We start from the raw sequence: 15,200 nt of genomic DNA, 5'->3' as shown, positions 1-15,200 counted from the left end.
AAATTAAATGTAGGAAATAATCTCCAACTACCTGAAGAGTAGCTATGCATTATAGGTGGTGTTGTGAGCTGGCTTTTTTTTGCGCCCAGTTTTTCCAGTATGGCGTTTTGATTGATGATCAATTGTAGTCCGAACATTATAACCAATTGCCACAGGTTTATAATGTTGAAATAGTTTTTTACATCTTGCTCTGAATGAATAAAACTTATTGATACAAATACGAAAATCGTAACTGAGATAATCCAATTTGTAAAGCGGGATGTTGTCTCTTTAAACAATGATTTTAATAGAAACATTGTTAATACAGGTGCAGTTATAAATGCTCCTAAGCAAAGAGACAAGTCGGTATAAAACCAATTCCCAATTTTTATGTCATTCGGAATTCCAAGTAGTTCGAAAAGTCTGTAGAATCCACTTGATACTAGAATTCCGATTAAAAACGCTGCATAGCAATAAACTAGACTCAAAAGGATACCTTTAGGTAGATCACTCCTGAATGACTGGTAATTTGATAGGCTTAACGTTAGACTGAAAACTAACGGATAGGCATATAAATTTGATTCTGTAAAATATAGAATTGAAACTGACAAAAACGGGGGCAGGAATAATTTTAATATCAGCTTTAATGAATCCATTTATTTTTTCACGTCGATTTTTAGGGCTTGCTCACAACAACTAAATAAACACAAATGTGTTTATTTTCATTATACATTTCCTACAAAACTACAAATTGGATTTTTGGGGAAGTAGTTTAAAGTAATTGATTTTTGAAAGCTGTTGTAACGAACCATTCAGAAGCTAAATAGCTAATTTTTGCATAATAGACAAAACCTATGCTTTTTTCGATTTACTATAAACGTAGCTTATAACATGTCATGTTGTAAAACAGTGTTTTTAGACCACTTCAAAATTGCAGAATATACTTTTGCGACCCCTTGGTTGAAAAACGCTTAAAAGGGCTTATTTTGAGTTTTAGGCCTTAAAAGATAAATATGCGATGAGTACTCTTTGGATCCTAGGCCCTTTAGGTTTGAAATCATTCCTGTCCAAGCCCCTTTTAGAAATCCTAATTGAGACCCCTTTTGTTTTTCAGAAAGCATACTCACATAAAAAGAATCAAACCACATAGGTTTGGTATTAAACAATTCAAAATCGTATTGCCCCAATAATTTCTGAATTGAAGCTTTAGAAAAATGCCATAAATGTCTAGGTACATCAAAAGCCGCCCAATGATTTTTATAGTGCTGGGCATCATAAGACTTAAAATTAGGGACGGCGATCACCAAAAGGCCATTAGGTTTAACAAGTCGCTGTAAAATTTTAAGGTGCTCTTCCAGCTTTGGCAAATGTTCCAAAACATGCCAGAGAGTGATCACATCAAACGACTGTTCTTTTAAACTAAGTAGATGCTCCACTTCAAATACGTCTTCAACTTTGTCCTTAGCCAATTCTCTGGCCTGAACATTGGGTTCGATTCCCCTCACCTGCCAGCCAGCTTTTTTAGCTGTTAATAAAAAATCTCCTGTGCCACAACCAATGTCTAAGAGTTGACCCTTTCCCCTACTGTGTTTAGACACCAATTTTAATTTAGATCCTAACATATAAGAACGAACCATATGGTAGACACGCTCAAATAAATTGCGCTGGCTACTGGTATGAGAAATGTAATCTTCGCTTTCGTAATAACGCGGTAGGTCCTCTAAAGATGGTTGCGGAACTGTAGCGTACATGTCCAGGTCTTCATCATACTCAAGCGTAAAAGACTCTTTAGATACCGATTGATCAATAACCTGAAATGTGTTGGGATGTTTCAAAAAAACAGAGGAAATTTATAATGTTCCACGTGGAACATGTCTTATTATCGGCCTAAATATACCAGTAATACAGAAATATCATTAGGTGAGACACCGCTAATTCTTGATGCCTGAGAAACCGTAACCGGTTGGATCTTTTTTAGTTTCTCTCGCGCTTCCATACTCATGGATTTTAAAACGGAATAGTCAAAATTAGCAGGGATCTTTAGGTTTTCAAGGCGGCTCAGCTTATCGGCATTATTCTTTTCCTTGGCGATATAACCCGCATATTTCACTTGAATTTCAGTTTGCTCTATCACCTCATTATCCAAATCATTCGCCGTTAAATAATCCTGCACTTCCTGGAATTGTTTCATGTCCTCGAAATTAATATTAGGACGCGCATAAATTTTAAACATCTTATCCTTCTGCTTGACCGGTGCTGAATTCTTAGCTTCTAAAACCGGATTGGCCTCTTCTGGTGCGACGCTAGTATTCTTAAAAAAGGTTACAAAATCCTCAGACTGTTTTTGCTTTTCCTCCATGCGTCTTAAACGTGCTTCCGAAGCGATACCTAGTTCATATCCTTTTGGAGTTAATCTAAAATCGGCATTATCCTGACGCAACAGTGTACGATATTCGGCTCTAGAGGTGAACATACGGTACGGTTCTTCAGTACCCTTAGTAATTAAATCATCAATCAATACACCTATGTACGCCTCATCACGCCTTAAGGTAAAGGCTTCTCGTTCCTGCACCTTTAAACTAGCATTAATACCGGCCATTAAACCTTGAGAGGCCGCTTCTTCATATCCTGTAGTTCCGTTAATTTGACCTGCAAAAAACAAGTTGTCAACCAACTTTGTTTCCAGCGTATGTTTCAATTGTGTGGGTGGAAAATAATCGTATTCGATGGCATATCCGGGTCTAAAGAACTTGACATTTTCAAAACCTTTTACTTTACGCAAAGCGTGGAATTGTACATCCTCAGGGAGTGAGGTTGAGAACCCATTCACATAAACTTCCACCGTATTCCAGCCTTCCGGCTCTACAAAAATCTGATGGCGATCTTTGTCTGCAAAGCGATTGATCTTATCTTCTATAGAAGGACAATAACGCGGGCCAATACTCTTAATTCTACCATTAAACATGGGGGATCGATCAAAGCCTTCTCGCAACAAATCATGTACCTCACCACTGGTGTAGGTCATATGACAAGACCGTTGGGTTGTTAATGGTTTGGTGACATCCAGATATGAGAACTTCTCTGGGTTGACGTCACCAGGTTGTTCAATCATTAGATCGTAGTTTAAGGATCGCCCATCCACACGTGGTGGAGTTCCAGTCTTCATACGACCGGAATCAAATCCCAAATCCATTAACTGTTCCGTAATACCTGTTGCCGCCTTTTCACCAGCACGACCTCCGCCAAAATTTTTTTCGCCAATATGAATAAGACCATTTAAAAAAGTCCCATTAGTCAAAACAACAGACTTACCCTTTACTTCAACACCCAAAGAAGTTCGCACACCAACCAATTGGTCTTTTTCAATTAGTAATCCGGTTACCATTTCCTGATAAAAATCAAGATTAGGTGTTTGCTCCAACAAGAGTCGCCAATCCTCAGCAAAACGCATACGATCACTCTGCACCCTGGGACTCCACATAGCTGGACCCTTAGACTTGTTCAACATTTTAAACTGAATGGCGCTGGTATCACTTACGATACCACTGTAGCCACCAAGTGCATCAATCTCTCTTATAATTTGCCCCTTAGCAATTCCACCCATAGCAGGGTTGCATGACATCTGGGCAATGTTCTGAAGATTCATTGTAATTAGAATGGTCTTAGAGCCCATATTGGCAGCCGCAGTCGCAGCCTCACTACCAGCATGTCCACCACCAACTACTATAACATCATATTCAGTTTGAAACATTTTTTAATCTTTATGTTCCACGTGGAACAATTCATCCGTCCAAATTAAAAGTCTGCAAATATACGTTGAAATACAATTATTTAGCTAAAAGCCCCAGATAGAAGTTCTCTTTAGACCTCATCAGCTCCTTCTCAGAATCCGTCTTGTCTTTATAGCCACAATAATGAAGTACACCATGAATCATTACACGCGCCAACTCATTTTCAAAATCCACTTCAAAATCCTTGGCATTATCCTTAACCCGATCAACCGAAATAAAAACATCGCCCTGTATTACTTTTCCTACTGTATAGTCAAAAGAAATAATATCTGTCAAGGTATCGTGATCCAGATAGTCAACGTTCATTTGGTGTAAGACATCGTCTGTTACAAAGGTGTAGCTTAACTCACCCAATTCATGAGATTCTAACTCAATTGTACCTTGTATCCAATGGGAGTATTTATCCTCATCCAACAGTTCAAAAGGATAGTCGATGTTATAACTGATCATTGTTGGTCTTAAAGTACTGTTGCACCTTCTTCTTGTAATTATCCTTAAGCGGTAAAGTTTGCCTATTTAGGGCCTCGGTTCTATTAAAATATTCTTTAGCCTTTTCCAAGCTGCTATTACTGCCTTCAAACTGCTTTAAATTGGTTTCAGATTCCCGTCGTTCTTCTTTACCTTGAAGAAAAGTGGCGTTCTCTAATTTGAGCAGGCGATGCTGCAAATCAAGCATCTTTTCCATGGTTTGATTGGTAAAGCCATTATTGATTAGATCTAACTCCACCTCTTCCATTTTCTCAATTAAGTTTTTGATCTCCTGCTGGGTTTCACCACTAGATTCTTGAATCTTATTTTCTAGCGCTTGTCTTAATTGTTGTTGCTTCTGATAGATCTCATACAGTTCTTTATTCATTTCTTCAGAGTTTCCTTCACCATAACCATTATTATCAGAATTACCATCTCCGTTTTTACCATCTCCTTCGCCACCGTTTTTTCCGTCATTACTGTCTTTTCCACCTTCTCCTTGCTCTCCGTTTTCTCCTTCTTCACCTTCATTTCCTTCTTGGCCTTCTTCACCGTTCTCTCCTTGCTGCTCGCCTTTTTGTTCTCCTTCCTCACCTTCACCTTTCCCTTTGTTCTCACTTTGATTGCCGCTTTCCTGGCCTTGTGCTTTTTCCATGCCTTCCTGCATCATTTTATTCAACTCTTCCTGGCTAATAATAATATCTTGCAGCTGCTCACCTGACCCGCCGCCTGAGCCAGGCATCATGTTCAGTTGTTGCTCCATATTATCCAGCATATCACTTAAAAAACTAGCCAATTCATTAGCTGCAGTGATGGTGTATTGCTGGTAGGAGATACCTTGATACAGCCTGTTCTCAGATAACTGCCCTAAGGCCTTATCTATGTTGAAATAGACATTAGATATCTGCTTGTTGACATTTTCAGATAATTTAGGCTGCCTTAATGACAAGGCAAACAAACTGTCATCCACATGCTCAAAATGCGTACGTAAGGTGCTTTGGTCCACAATGTATTTACCGTATTGATTGTTATCAATATCAATGGACTTAAACTGATTCATTAACTTTTCTTCGTCAAATGAAAACAACACCAGATTGTCCAGGATCTGCCTTAGCATCTCTGCATCTTCTTGCATCTGCTGGGCACCACCCATACCGCCGCCAGACTGCTGCATCTTTTTAAGGTTATCGCTCATCTTTTTCATTTTCTGAGCTGCTGCCTTCTGCTTCTGCTGTGCCTTTTGTTGTGCTTTTTTCTGTTCCTCCTGGTCCTTCATTTCTTCAGGCTGCCCTCCTTTATCACTTTGCTCGCTTTCTTTCTTTTCCAATTGCTCAGTCGCATCTTGCTGATCCTTCTCTATACGCTCTTCTGTGAGCTTATCTTCTGGGAGGCTCATTGGCTTTTGTAGTGCACTATTATCTTTCTTTAATTTATCTAGATCATCTCTAATCTTTGAAAATTCTTCATTGAGCTTTTCCTGATTCTTGGAACTATTATTGCGCTCGTCTTCTGACAGTTTCTTTTGTTCTTCTGCCAATTGTTCCAGCTCCCCCTGAACCTTCTCGGCTTTTTTAGCCACATAGTAGCGCTTGGTCAACTCTAAAAGCTGCTTCATACTGCGCTTTTTATTCTTATTCTGCTTGGCCAGTTCGTCTAACTTCTGGCTAAATTCTTCTTTGTTGATCTTATCCTGCATGCGCTCCAGCTCCTCCAACAATTTCTCATCTTTCTCCAGTTGCTGCTCATTATCCTTTAGGCGCTGTTGCAATTCTTCTTTAAAGGGGTCCTGCTCTTCCTTGTTAAACTCCTGAAGGTTTTCCTGAAGGTTCTTGTTAAAACTCTTCATGAGTTCTTCCTGCTGCTTCTGTCGTTTGAGGAAATTCTGAAACTTCTTTCGGTCATTGAAATTAAGCGCTTCTTTTTCCTTCTGGGTCTTAGAGAATTCCTCCAGCTTCTTGTCCTGATCATCAAGTTTCTTAAAGGTATCATCCATTTTCTTAATGGTCTCACTTTGTTGCTGAAGTTGCTGGGTCTGTTCTTCCTCTGCAGTGCGTTTTCTGTAACTAAACAGCTGACTTTTGGTGCTTTTAAAGCCATGTATACGATCGTTGTCCACAACCTCAAAATAAAGCTCATAAGGCACCCCTTCTTTTAGCTCAATTTGATCTGGGAACGCATTAACAAACTCCGAATAGTTACCCGCACCAATTGGTAGTTTGACACGCTGTTCAACTTCAGGGTTATTAACCTCGTAATAGACCAGATTAAGTGCGCGTAAACCATAATCATCACTAGCTTGTCCAAAAAAGTAAAGCGTCTGCTGATCCAAAGAATCTAATTTGCTTTTAATACTCAATTCTGGATAGGCATCCTTCACCACCTTCACATTATAGGCCAAACGCTCATAGTCCTTAAGATTTAAATTACTAGACACCAAAGCATAAGCATAGTTAGAAAATAGCTGCTTTTGTGCCTTAAACGCGTTTTGTTCTTCCTGAGTGAATTGCAGTGTATCCTGTGCATAGATCTTTACTTCTGATGCTTCTCTAGTTTTTACATTCCAATTCACTGTAGTGCCCTCTGGTACTATAGCGTTTCCGCTACTTTTAATAATTTCGTTTTGTTTACCAGTATGTCTTGGGTATTGCAGTTCCATTTCCAAGTACTCTAAACTTGGTGTTTTCAGCACCTTTAACTCGTAAGGCTGCGAATTAACCTCGTTGGCATACAGCTCGAAAATAATATCATCTGTTAATTGTGTAAATACAAACTGAAACTGCCCATTACCTTTTGGTTGCAGGAAGTAAGATTCGTTATTGTACTGTAATTGCACCGCTTCAGGAATTACGGAGCCTGAGGTACGCACCTCCAAGACAAATGGAGCGTTCTCGATCGCCTCGAGGTTGTCGTTGACAATAAAAAATTGAAATGGTGACGGTGGCTCGTAAGCAGTCTGGTAATTGACCACACGCTCATAACTGTTGCTAAACCAATTAAAGTTATCAGTTAGCAATGACAGTAATAGTATAACCACAGGTATTGCCATATACCGTGTGTATTTGATGTTGGCCTTAAAGTCAATTGCGGTTTTAAATGGAATGGGTTCTAGTTCTCGTGATTTTTGATCAATACTCGCCAGCAAGAGGTCTGACTGGGTCTTATTCTTGCTCAATTGTAGGACGTTGAGCAGGCGATCGTTGACATTTGGAAAGTGTTCTCCAATAATTTTCGAGGCCTCATCATAACTGATACCGGATTTTAGCTTAAACAACTTAGCCAGAGGAAGTGCAATAAACCTCCCAAACAAGAAAAGCTCGACAACAACAAAGCACCAAAATAGCAAGGTTCTCCAGCCAGATTCCAACCACAATAAATACTCAACAAAGACAGTGGCAAGCAGGTACAGCAACCCGAAAGCTAGAAATAGAATCGCGCCCTTGATCAGGTCGTTCAAATAATACTTCCGGATAAACCCCTCTAATTTCTCTTTTATCAGCTCAAAACTTCCCATAGCCCCCTTGTCTACAACTAAACTACGACAATATTTTATTATCATTTTCTTAAATTTGGTAAGATTGTGTTAATTAAAGATTGAATGCTGTGGCCCCAAATGAACTACAAACACCAAATTTTATCTCATGAGCGACTTTAAATACCTAATGGCTTTTTCCATCCCATTAACAGCTGTTTTAGGCTTGAGTTTACAAGACTGGTGGCTATGGGCTACACCGGTTTACACCTTTGTTCTCATTCCTGTTTTGGAAGTCCTGTTTCCGGTTGATCCCTCAAATTTGAGTGAAGATGACTCTAAAAATCGTCTAAAAAATAAGGTGTTTGATTGGCTCCTATACCTCAATGTCCCCATCGTATTTGGCTTGTTGATCGGCTCATTTATTCTCCTGAGTCAGCAAAATCTGGAATCCTACGAATATGCGGGCCTAATCTTTTCTGTTGGTATTGTGTTAGGGGTTAACGGCATTAATGTGGCCCATGAATTGGGTCACCGGCAGCAGACCAATGAACGCTTTATTGGCAAACTCTTACTGCTTCCTTCGTTCTACATGCACTTTTATATTGAACATAATTATGGTCATCACCTGCATGCTGCAACTCCTGAAGATCCAGCTACCGCTAAATACAACCAGTCGGTCTATTCGTTTTGGATGACCTCTACCTTTAGACAATACTCAAGTGCCTGGGCCATACAATCCAAACTATTAAAGCAGCAATCGCTTCCGTTTATTTCCATAAAGAACGATATGATTTGGTATGTTTTGTTCCAGATTTTGTATTTGCTTACGGTGTATCTTATTTGGGGAAGTTCTATAGCTGTTTTTGCATTGTTAGTAGGCATTGTTGGGTTCTTATTACTAGAAACCGTTAACTACATTGAGCACTATGGCTTAAGGCGCATGAAAACTAAATCGGGCCGCTATGAGCGGGTCAAAGAAATGCACTCGTGGAACTCCAATCATGTTATTGGCAGAATTGTGCTTTATGAACTTACAAGACACAGTGATCACCACTTTAAGTCTTCGAAAAAGTATCAGATTTTGGACTGTCACGATACTAGTCCGCAACTACCTTTTGGTTACCCAACGTCCATGGTGATTGCCATGCTGCCACCTATTTGGTTTAACTTGATGAACCGTCGTGTTCCCGAATCTATGAGACTGGCTAAGATATAGGCCCATAGATCCCAAATTAACATTCAATATTGTTGCCTCGGTCATTGCTTTTGCATCCTTTTACCTTTTTAAATACCTACATGTTTGGATCAATGATCTGGTTTTGAAAAAGCAACCCCATTTTAAGGAGAAGTTTCCCTGGATTTTTACAACAAGAAGTCATGCTTATGTCTTTTTAATCATGCTTTTATAATTGGGAATTGTGATAGCGCTTATCTGGTTGGGTCTTATTGCGGTGCCAAAAATTTTGCAGTCTTAAACACTCTGTTTTGCAGCGCTGTATTATAGGTCTATCTTTGCAAAAAATTTAATCACACTCATGGCTCAGAAAGTACGTGTAAGATTTGCTCCCAGCCCAACTGGTCCGCTTCATATTGGCGGCTTAAGAACGGCTTTATTCAACTATTTGTTTGCTAAAAAACATCAAGGAGATTTTGTGCTTCGCATAGAAGACACCGATCAAAACCGTTTCGTAGAGGGTGCTGAAGCATATATTACTGAGTCCCTTAATTGGTCTGGCATTCCCTACGATGAAGGGCCTGAAAAAGATGGAGGGTATGGCCCGTACAGACAAAGTGAACGCAAGCATCTTTATATACGCTACGCTGATGAGCTCCTTGCCTCTGGCAAGGCTTACTACGCTTTTGATACGTCCGAGCAATTAGATGCCCACAGGAAAGACCACGAAGCCAATGGTAAGACCTTTATTTACAACTGGCATAACAGAGAAAAAGGACGGCTTGTTAACTCTCTCGTACTTAGCGAAGAGGAAGTGGCTTCGAGAATTGCTTCCGGCGAACCCTATGTGGTACGATTTAAGTCCCCTCAGGACCGAATTCTTGAATTAAAGGACATCATAAGAGGAGATATGCGTATTGATACCAACATTCTGGATGATAAAATCCTGTTTAAGAGTGACGGTATGCCTACCTATCACCTGGCAAATATCGTGGACGATCATCTTATGGAAATTTCACATGTAATTCGTGGTGAAGAGTGGCTGCCATCTTTAGCGCTTCATGTGTTGTTATATGAGGCTTTTGGCTGGGCCAGTCCAGAATTTGCGCATTTACCACTAATTCTTAAACCTGTGGGTAAAGGAAAACTAAGCAAGCGCGATGGGGATAAATTAGGTTTCCCTGTTTTTCCTTTAGAATGGACTGATCCCAAATCTGGTGATGTTTCGCGGGGCTATAAAGAAGATGGCTACTTTGCGGAAACGGTTGTTAATTTTCTGGCGCTTTTAGGATGGAATCCTGGCACCGAGCAGGAATTATTTAGCCTCGAGGAGTTGGTGTCGTCATTTGATTTGGCCAGAGTCAATAAATCCGGAGCGCGTTTCGATCCTGAAAAGACCAAATGGTTTAACCACCATTACCTACAAACCAAACTGGATTTGGAATTAGCAGAAAGCTTTAAATCTCATACTTCGGCTTTAGCTGATATTGATATTAACTATGTGGCTTTGATCGTAGGCCTTATTAAAGAGCGTGCGACTTTTGTCAGCGACTTTTGGGATTTGAGTAGTTTCTTTTTTGAAGCTCCAGTGGATTACAACCCTAAAGCCCTTAAAAAAGGATTTAAAGAAGAAACTGCAGATATTCTTCAACAGGTAATTCATATAATTACACGAACTCGAGAATTCACCGCTCAAAATCTGGAGGCCAAGATTAAAGACTGGATCACAGACCAGGGCATTGGATTTGGAAAGGTCATGATGCCATTAAGGCTCGCCTTAGTTGGTGATTTAAAAGGTCCTGATGTGTTTGATATCATGTTTATGATTGGTAAAAACGAATGTGTGAAGCGTCTTGACACGTTTTTAGAAGTGGCGCAAGCTTAAGGCCTTTGGGTAAAGTGTAACAAATTCTCGTTTTACACACTAATAATATAGACGTTTGAAATTTTTTATTTCAACAGATTCCTGTCCTTTTCTTTGAATATAGGCGTATCTTTAAGTCTGCATTGTTTAATCCTTAACCATCATTAATACCATGGGTTTATTTCTATATCCAGTAATTTTTGTTGGGGTCGTTATTCTGGTTGGCTCCTTCTTTATTGTTAAACAACAAACAGCTGCTATTATCGAGCGCTTTGGTCGCTACCAAAGTATTCGACAATCAGGTCTTCAAATGAAAATTCCTTTAGTAGACAGGGTCGCGGGGCGTTTAAGTCTAAAAATTCAACAGCTCGATGTTATTGTTGAAACCAAGACCTTGGATGACGTATTTGTTAAGATCAAAGTATCGGTACAATATGTGGTTATTCGCGATAAGGTATATGACGCCTTTTATAAGCTTGAATATCCACACGATCAAATAACCTCTTTTGTTTTTGACGTAGTACGCGCTGAGGTTCCTAAAATGAAATTGGATGATGTCTTTGTAAAGAAAGATGATATTGCTATTGCTGTGAAGCGGGAGCTACAAGAATACATGTCTGAATACGGTTACGACATCATTAAAACCCTGGTAACAGACATTGACCCAGATGCTCAGGTAAAAGCCGCTATGAACCGAATTAATGCTTCTGAGCGCGAAAAAATTGCTGCACAATTTGAGGGAGATGCTGCCCGTATATTAATCGTAGAAAAGGCCAAAGCCGAAGCTGAAAGCAAGCGATTACAAGGGCAGGGTATTGCCGATCAGCGTCGTGAAATTGCCCGTGGGCTTGAGGAGTCTGTTGAAGTACTCAACAAGGTGGGTATCAACTCTCAGGAAGCCTCCGCTTTAATTGTGGTGACCCAGCATTACGATACCTTACAATCTATAGGTGAAGAAACCAATAGTAATCTTATCTTGCTGCCCAATTCACCGCAAGCGGGTAGCGATATGCTCAACAACATGGTAGCTAGTTTCACTGCTAGCAATCAAATTGGTGAAGCCATGAAACAAGCTAAAAACAAAAAGAAAGAAGATGAGAATTAAATCTATTGCAACAACACTCTTACTAATATTAACCATAGCTCTGGGTTTCGCACAGACGAAAGAGGACGCTCTTAAAGATGCTCAGATGGCTGCCGAAGGAACGCTTTCGGAAGACTTTGACACAGTTTTAAAGTATACCCTTCCCGAAATAATTGAGGTTATGGGGGGTAAGGAGAATGCGAAAAACACCATTGTTCAAACATACGACACTATGAAGTCTCAGGGCTTTAAAATCGAAAGAGCGGAAATTCTTGAAGTTTCTGAGATCGTTAAAGAACAAGGGCAGTCGCGTTGCTTAGTTAAAAGTTATAATGTCATGGTCATGTCTGGGCAACGGCTTAAATCTACAAGCCACTTGTTAGGCATTTATGATGATAATGCAAAACACTGGAAATTTATTGAAGCGAAACAGCTTAAAAACCCTGGTTTAACTAGCCAAATCCTCCCCGATTTTAAAACGGAAATGGATATTCCGGATGACCAAGTGGATATGGAACCGGTTAAAAACTAAAAGCAAGTCTAGACAGCACTCGCTTCCTCAACCAGTAAATGGTTCTTGTCTTCAAGTGCCTTTTTAATAAAAGTATTAATGGCTTCGTTTTTAGCGAGGCCATTTTTTATGAGCTCTGCCAGCACAATCATCGTGGCAATTCTGGTTCCTACTTTCTTCACAGCCGTTCCAAACAGTGGTTCCAGGTCCTCATAGGAAACCTGAGCGGCCAGATTTACCAATTCCTCTCTCACTTTTAAGCGCTTCTCTTCAGGAAGATTGGGATACTTTTTTCCAAATTGCTGCAAGAGGCTTACAGGTGATTTTTGTTGTTGTTTTTGAGCATGCGCCTTCGCTTCAACCGTCGGCTTTGTATCGTTCTGTTTGGTCCAGCCATCTCTCAATCCAACGGTTTTGTTGAATACTAACTTGCCTTCTTTAGTGTCGGGGTCCACATTGAAATAACCAATGCGTTGAAATTGAAAATGCGCACCAACCTTGGCATCGGCAAGGCTTGGTTCCAAATATCCGGTTTTAACTTGAAGAGAATTAGGGTTAATAAATTCAATGAAGTCTTTGTTTTTGTCCGCATCTGGCGCTTCATCCAAGAACAAACGATCGTACTCTCTTATTTCTGCAGTTATAGCGTGTGGAACAGACACCCAATGCAAGGTTCCTTTTACGCGCTTCTCCTTGTCTTCACTGTAAGTACAATGAACCTCAATGATATCCCCCGATTCATTTTTAACAACAGATTCTGCTTTTACAATGTAGGCGCTTTTTAAGCGCACTTCACCACCAAGTTTTAGTCTGAAAAATTTACGGTTAGCTTCTTCCCTAAAATCTTCCCTTTCAATAAATACTTCCCTGGTAAATGGAATCTTTCTATTACCTGCCTTTGGGTTTTCGGGGTTATTTTCAGTATCAAGCCACTCTACTTTATCCTCCGGATAATTGGTTATGACCAACTTTAAAGGATCCAAAACGCCCATTACCCGGTTGGCAGTTTTATTCAAGTCTTCTCTCACAGAAAATTCAAGAAGAGCCACATCAATTATGTTTTCTCGCTTCGCCACCCCTACCCGATCAATGAATTCTCTAATAGAATTAGGTGTATAACCGCGTCTTCTCAATCCTGAAATAGTAGGCATTCTTGGATCATCCCAACCACTAACAATACCCTCCTCAACCAGGAGCAACAGTTTACGCTTGCTCATGATCGTATAACTGAGATTTAATCTAGCAAATTCACGTTGTTTAGGAGGTAATGGCAAGTTATCCTTACTGTAAGAATGCACATGATCTCTAAACCAATTATAAAGTGGTCTGTGGGGTTTAAATTCCAAAGAGCATAATGAGTGTGAGATTTGTTCTAAATAATCGCTCTCACCGTGTGTCCAGTCGTACATGGGATAAATGCACCAATCTTCGCCTGTCCTATGATGAGCTGCGTGTAAAATACGGTACATGATAGGGTCCCTCATTAGCATGTTGGGGTGTGTCATGTCTATTTTTGCTCTAAGCACATGTGCCCCGGCATCAAATTCACCATCCTTCATTCGTGAAAAGAGATCTAAATTCTCTTCAACAGAACGATCTCTAAACGGACCATTAATACCCGGTTCGGTTGGAGTACCTTTTTGCTCTGCTATGGCCTCTGAGGACTGGCTGTCCACATATGCTAAACCATCTTTTATCATTTGTACAGCCCAATCGTAAAGTTGCTGGAAATAGTCGGACGAATAGCATTCTTCTGCCCACTTATAACCCAGCCACTCAATGTCGCGTTTAATTGCGTCTACATATTCCTGTTCTTCTTTGGCGGGGTTGGTATCATCAAATCTAAGATTCACCGGGGCGTTATACGTCTCCCCTAGCCCAAAGCTAATACCAATTGCCTTAGTATGGCCAATGTGCAAATAGCCATTAGGTTCCGGCGGAAACCGAAACTTTAATTGGCTCCTGTCCAGACCATTTTTAAGATCTTCTTCAATAATGTGCTCAATAAAATTGAGTGACTTTATTTCTTCTGACATTCGTAACGACTATAGCTGTGATAATGAGGGCAAAAGTAAGGAAATCTGGGATTTTCAAGTTATTTTTAAGGTATCTAATTTACTAATCCACAAATTATGAATCAGTTGAATTATAAGTGTCCAAAATGCGGCAATCGCACCTATGAGACAGGACAAATGAGAGCTGCCGGAGGAACCCTCTCCAAGATTTTTGATGTACAAACAGAAAAATATACCTCTATTACATGCGAGCGTTGCACTTATACCGAGTTTTTTAAGGCTAAGACCAGTGCTCTGAGTAATATCTTTGATCTATTTACCAATTAAATGGGAGAAATACTGTTAGAAAATATAAGGACCTACTCCTATCACGGATGTCTTAAGGAGGAAACCGCAATTGGAAGTGATTACAGAGTAGACCTTACGGTTAAGGCTGATTTAAAGAGGTCTGCTGAGTCCGATAATTTAATTGACACTGTTGATTATGTACTGCTCAACCGGATTGTAAAAGAGGAGATGGCCATTCCTTCAAAACTCCTCGAACACGTTGCTCAACGCATTCTTAATCGCATATTTGAAGCTAGTGATATGGTTAGAAAAGCAAAGATCACCGTGAGCAAAATTAATCCCCCAATTGGTGGAGATGTGCAACAAGTTAGTGTGCGAATGGGTCAATCCAAAAAATAGGATAGTAATAGCTTCCTAGAGTTATTTTTTTTACATTTGCCCTCTATTATTGGCGTCTTGGCCGAGTGGCTAGGCAGAGGTCTGCAAAACCTTTTACAGCGGTTCGAATCCGCTAGACGCCTCAAAAAAAGCCTCTCGAATTGAAGAGGCTTTTT

The 15,200-nt window shown here is 40.0% G+C and carries 11 protein-coding genes and 1 tRNA gene; 7 read left to right on the top strand and 5 right to left on the bottom strand.

The window, feature by feature from the left end; translation table 11 throughout:
* Positions 1 to 950 precede the first annotated feature (950 nt).
* From DN064_RS01055 to DN064_RS01040, 4 genes are all read right to left on the bottom strand, one after another.
* On the bottom strand, positions 951 to 1,814 hold the full coding sequence (locus tag DN064_RS01055) for a class I SAM-dependent methyltransferase (RefSeq protein ID WP_232827329.1): 864 nt from the start codon (positions 1,812 to 1,814) through the stop codon (positions 951 to 953).
* A gap of 44 nt (positions 1,815 to 1,858) precedes the next feature.
* Positions 1,859 to 3,730: a tRNA uridine-5-carboxymethylaminomethyl(34) synthesis enzyme MnmG gene (gene mnmG / locus DN064_RS01050; RefSeq protein WP_115460756.1), complete on the bottom strand. Its 1,872-nt coding sequence runs from the start codon at positions 3,728 to 3,730 to the stop codon at positions 1,859 to 1,861.
* A 76-nt stretch (positions 3,731 to 3,806) separates the two neighbouring features.
* A complete protein-coding gene (ybeY, locus tag DN064_RS01045) occupies positions 3,807 to 4,220 on the bottom strand; it encodes an rRNA maturation RNase YbeY (protein ID WP_115460755.1) in 414 nt (137 codons plus the stop codon).
* Positions 4,207 to 7,794 carry a DUF4175 family protein gene (locus DN064_RS01040; protein WP_232827328.1) on the bottom strand — a complete coding sequence of 1,196 codons (3,588 nt, stop codon included), beginning with the start codon at positions 7,792 to 7,794 and terminating at the stop codon, positions 4,207 to 4,209. Before DN064_RS01040 ends, ybeY begins: the two co-directional genes overlap by 14 nt.
* An 82-nt stretch (positions 7,795 to 7,876) precedes the next feature.
* Between DN064_RS01040 and DN064_RS01035 the strand changes: the two genes are divergently transcribed.
* The 4 genes from DN064_RS01035 (at position 7,877) to DN064_RS01020 (ending at position 12,364) form a co-directional block, all read left to right on the top strand.
* A complete protein-coding gene (locus DN064_RS01035) occupies positions 7,877 to 8,926 on the top strand; it encodes an alkane 1-monooxygenase (RefSeq protein ID WP_115460754.1) in 1,050 nt (349 codons plus the stop codon).
* A 319-nt stretch (positions 8,927 to 9,245) separates the two neighbouring features.
* Positions 9,246 to 10,769, top strand: a complete 1,524-nt coding sequence (gene gltX, locus DN064_RS01030) for a glutamate--tRNA ligase (RefSeq protein WP_115460753.1) — start codon at positions 9,246 to 9,248, stop codon at positions 10,767 to 10,769.
* Between the two features lie 151 nt (positions 10,770 to 10,920).
* Positions 10,921 to 11,853, top strand: a complete 933-nt coding sequence (locus DN064_RS01025; RefSeq protein ID WP_115460752.1) for an SPFH domain-containing protein — start codon at positions 10,921 to 10,923, stop codon at positions 11,851 to 11,853.
* Positions 11,843 to 12,364, top strand: coding sequence for a hypothetical protein (locus DN064_RS01020; RefSeq protein ID WP_115460751.1), 522 nt, complete (start codon positions 11,843 to 11,845; stop codon positions 12,362 to 12,364). Before DN064_RS01025 ends, DN064_RS01020 begins: the two co-directional genes overlap by 11 nt.
* An 8-nt stretch (positions 12,365 to 12,372) precedes the next feature.
* On the opposite strand, the gene DN064_RS01015 is transcribed toward DN064_RS01020, so the two are convergent.
* The gene (locus DN064_RS01015) at positions 12,373 to 14,379 is read right to left on the bottom strand and encodes a glutamine--tRNA ligase/YqeY domain fusion protein (protein ID WP_115460750.1); all 2,007 of its coding nucleotides are present in this window, start codon (positions 14,377 to 14,379) and stop codon (positions 12,373 to 12,375) included.
* Positions 14,380 to 14,475: 96 nt separating this feature from the next.
* Between DN064_RS01015 and DN064_RS01010 the strand changes: the two genes are divergently transcribed.
* From DN064_RS01010 to DN064_RS01000, 3 genes are all read left to right on the top strand, one after another.
* On the top strand, positions 14,476 to 14,685 hold the full coding sequence (locus DN064_RS01010; RefSeq protein ID WP_198659386.1) for a zinc ribbon domain-containing protein: 210 nt from the start codon (positions 14,476 to 14,478) through the stop codon (positions 14,683 to 14,685).
* A complete protein-coding gene (folB, locus tag DN064_RS01005) occupies positions 14,686 to 15,045 on the top strand; it encodes a dihydroneopterin aldolase (protein ID WP_115460748.1) in 360 nt (119 codons plus the stop codon).
* Between the two features lie 51 nt (positions 15,046 to 15,096).
* Positions 15,097 to 15,167: transfer RNA gene (locus DN064_RS01000), tRNA-Cys, on the top strand.
* Positions 15,168 to 15,200: the final 33 nt, after the last annotated feature.

The sequence above is a fragment of the Winogradskyella aurantiaca genome (assembly GCF_003362725.1).
Lineage (GTDB): Bacteria > Bacteroidota > Bacteroidia > Flavobacteriales > Flavobacteriaceae > Winogradskyella_A > Winogradskyella_A aurantiaca.
The sequence above is the reverse complement of the archived record's forward strand: the minus strand, read 5'-3'. Positions and strand labels throughout refer to the sequence as shown.

What these genes read in the sequence shown, in the direction of transcription:
- DN064_RS01015 (WP_115460750.1), bottom strand. Translation starts at nt 14,379, where the DNA reads ATGTCAGAAGAAATAAAGTCACTCAATTTTATTGAGCACATTATTGAA.
- DN064_RS01010 (WP_198659386.1), top strand. Translation starts at nt 14,476, where the DNA reads ATGAATCAGTTGAATTATAAGTGTCCAAAATGCGGCAATCGCACCTAT.
- gltX (WP_115460753.1), top strand. Translation starts at nt 9,246, where the DNA reads ATGGCTCAGAAAGTACGTGTAAGATTTGCTCCCAGCCCAACTGGTCCG.
- DN064_RS01025 (WP_115460752.1), top strand. Translation starts at nt 10,921, where the DNA reads ATGGGTTTATTTCTATATCCAGTAATTTTTGTTGGGGTCGTTATTCTG.
- ybeY (WP_115460755.1), bottom strand. Translation starts at nt 4,220, where the DNA reads ATGATCAGTTATAACATCGACTATCCTTTTGAACTGTTGGATGAGGAT.
- mnmG (WP_115460756.1), bottom strand. Translation starts at nt 3,730, where the DNA reads ATGTTTCAAACTGAATATGATGTTATAGTAGTTGGTGGTGGACATGCT.
- DN064_RS01020 (WP_115460751.1), top strand. Translation starts at nt 11,843, where the DNA reads ATGAGAATTAAATCTATTGCAACAACACTCTTACTAATATTAACCATA.
- DN064_RS01035 (WP_115460754.1), top strand. Translation starts at nt 7,877, where the DNA reads ATGAGCGACTTTAAATACCTAATGGCTTTTTCCATCCCATTAACAGCT.
- folB (WP_115460748.1), top strand. Translation starts at nt 14,686, where the DNA reads ATGGGAGAAATACTGTTAGAAAATATAAGGACCTACTCCTATCACGGA.
- DN064_RS01040 (WP_232827328.1), bottom strand. Translation starts at nt 7,794, where the DNA reads ATGATAATAAAATATTGTCGTAGTTTAGTTGTAGACAAGGGGGCTATG.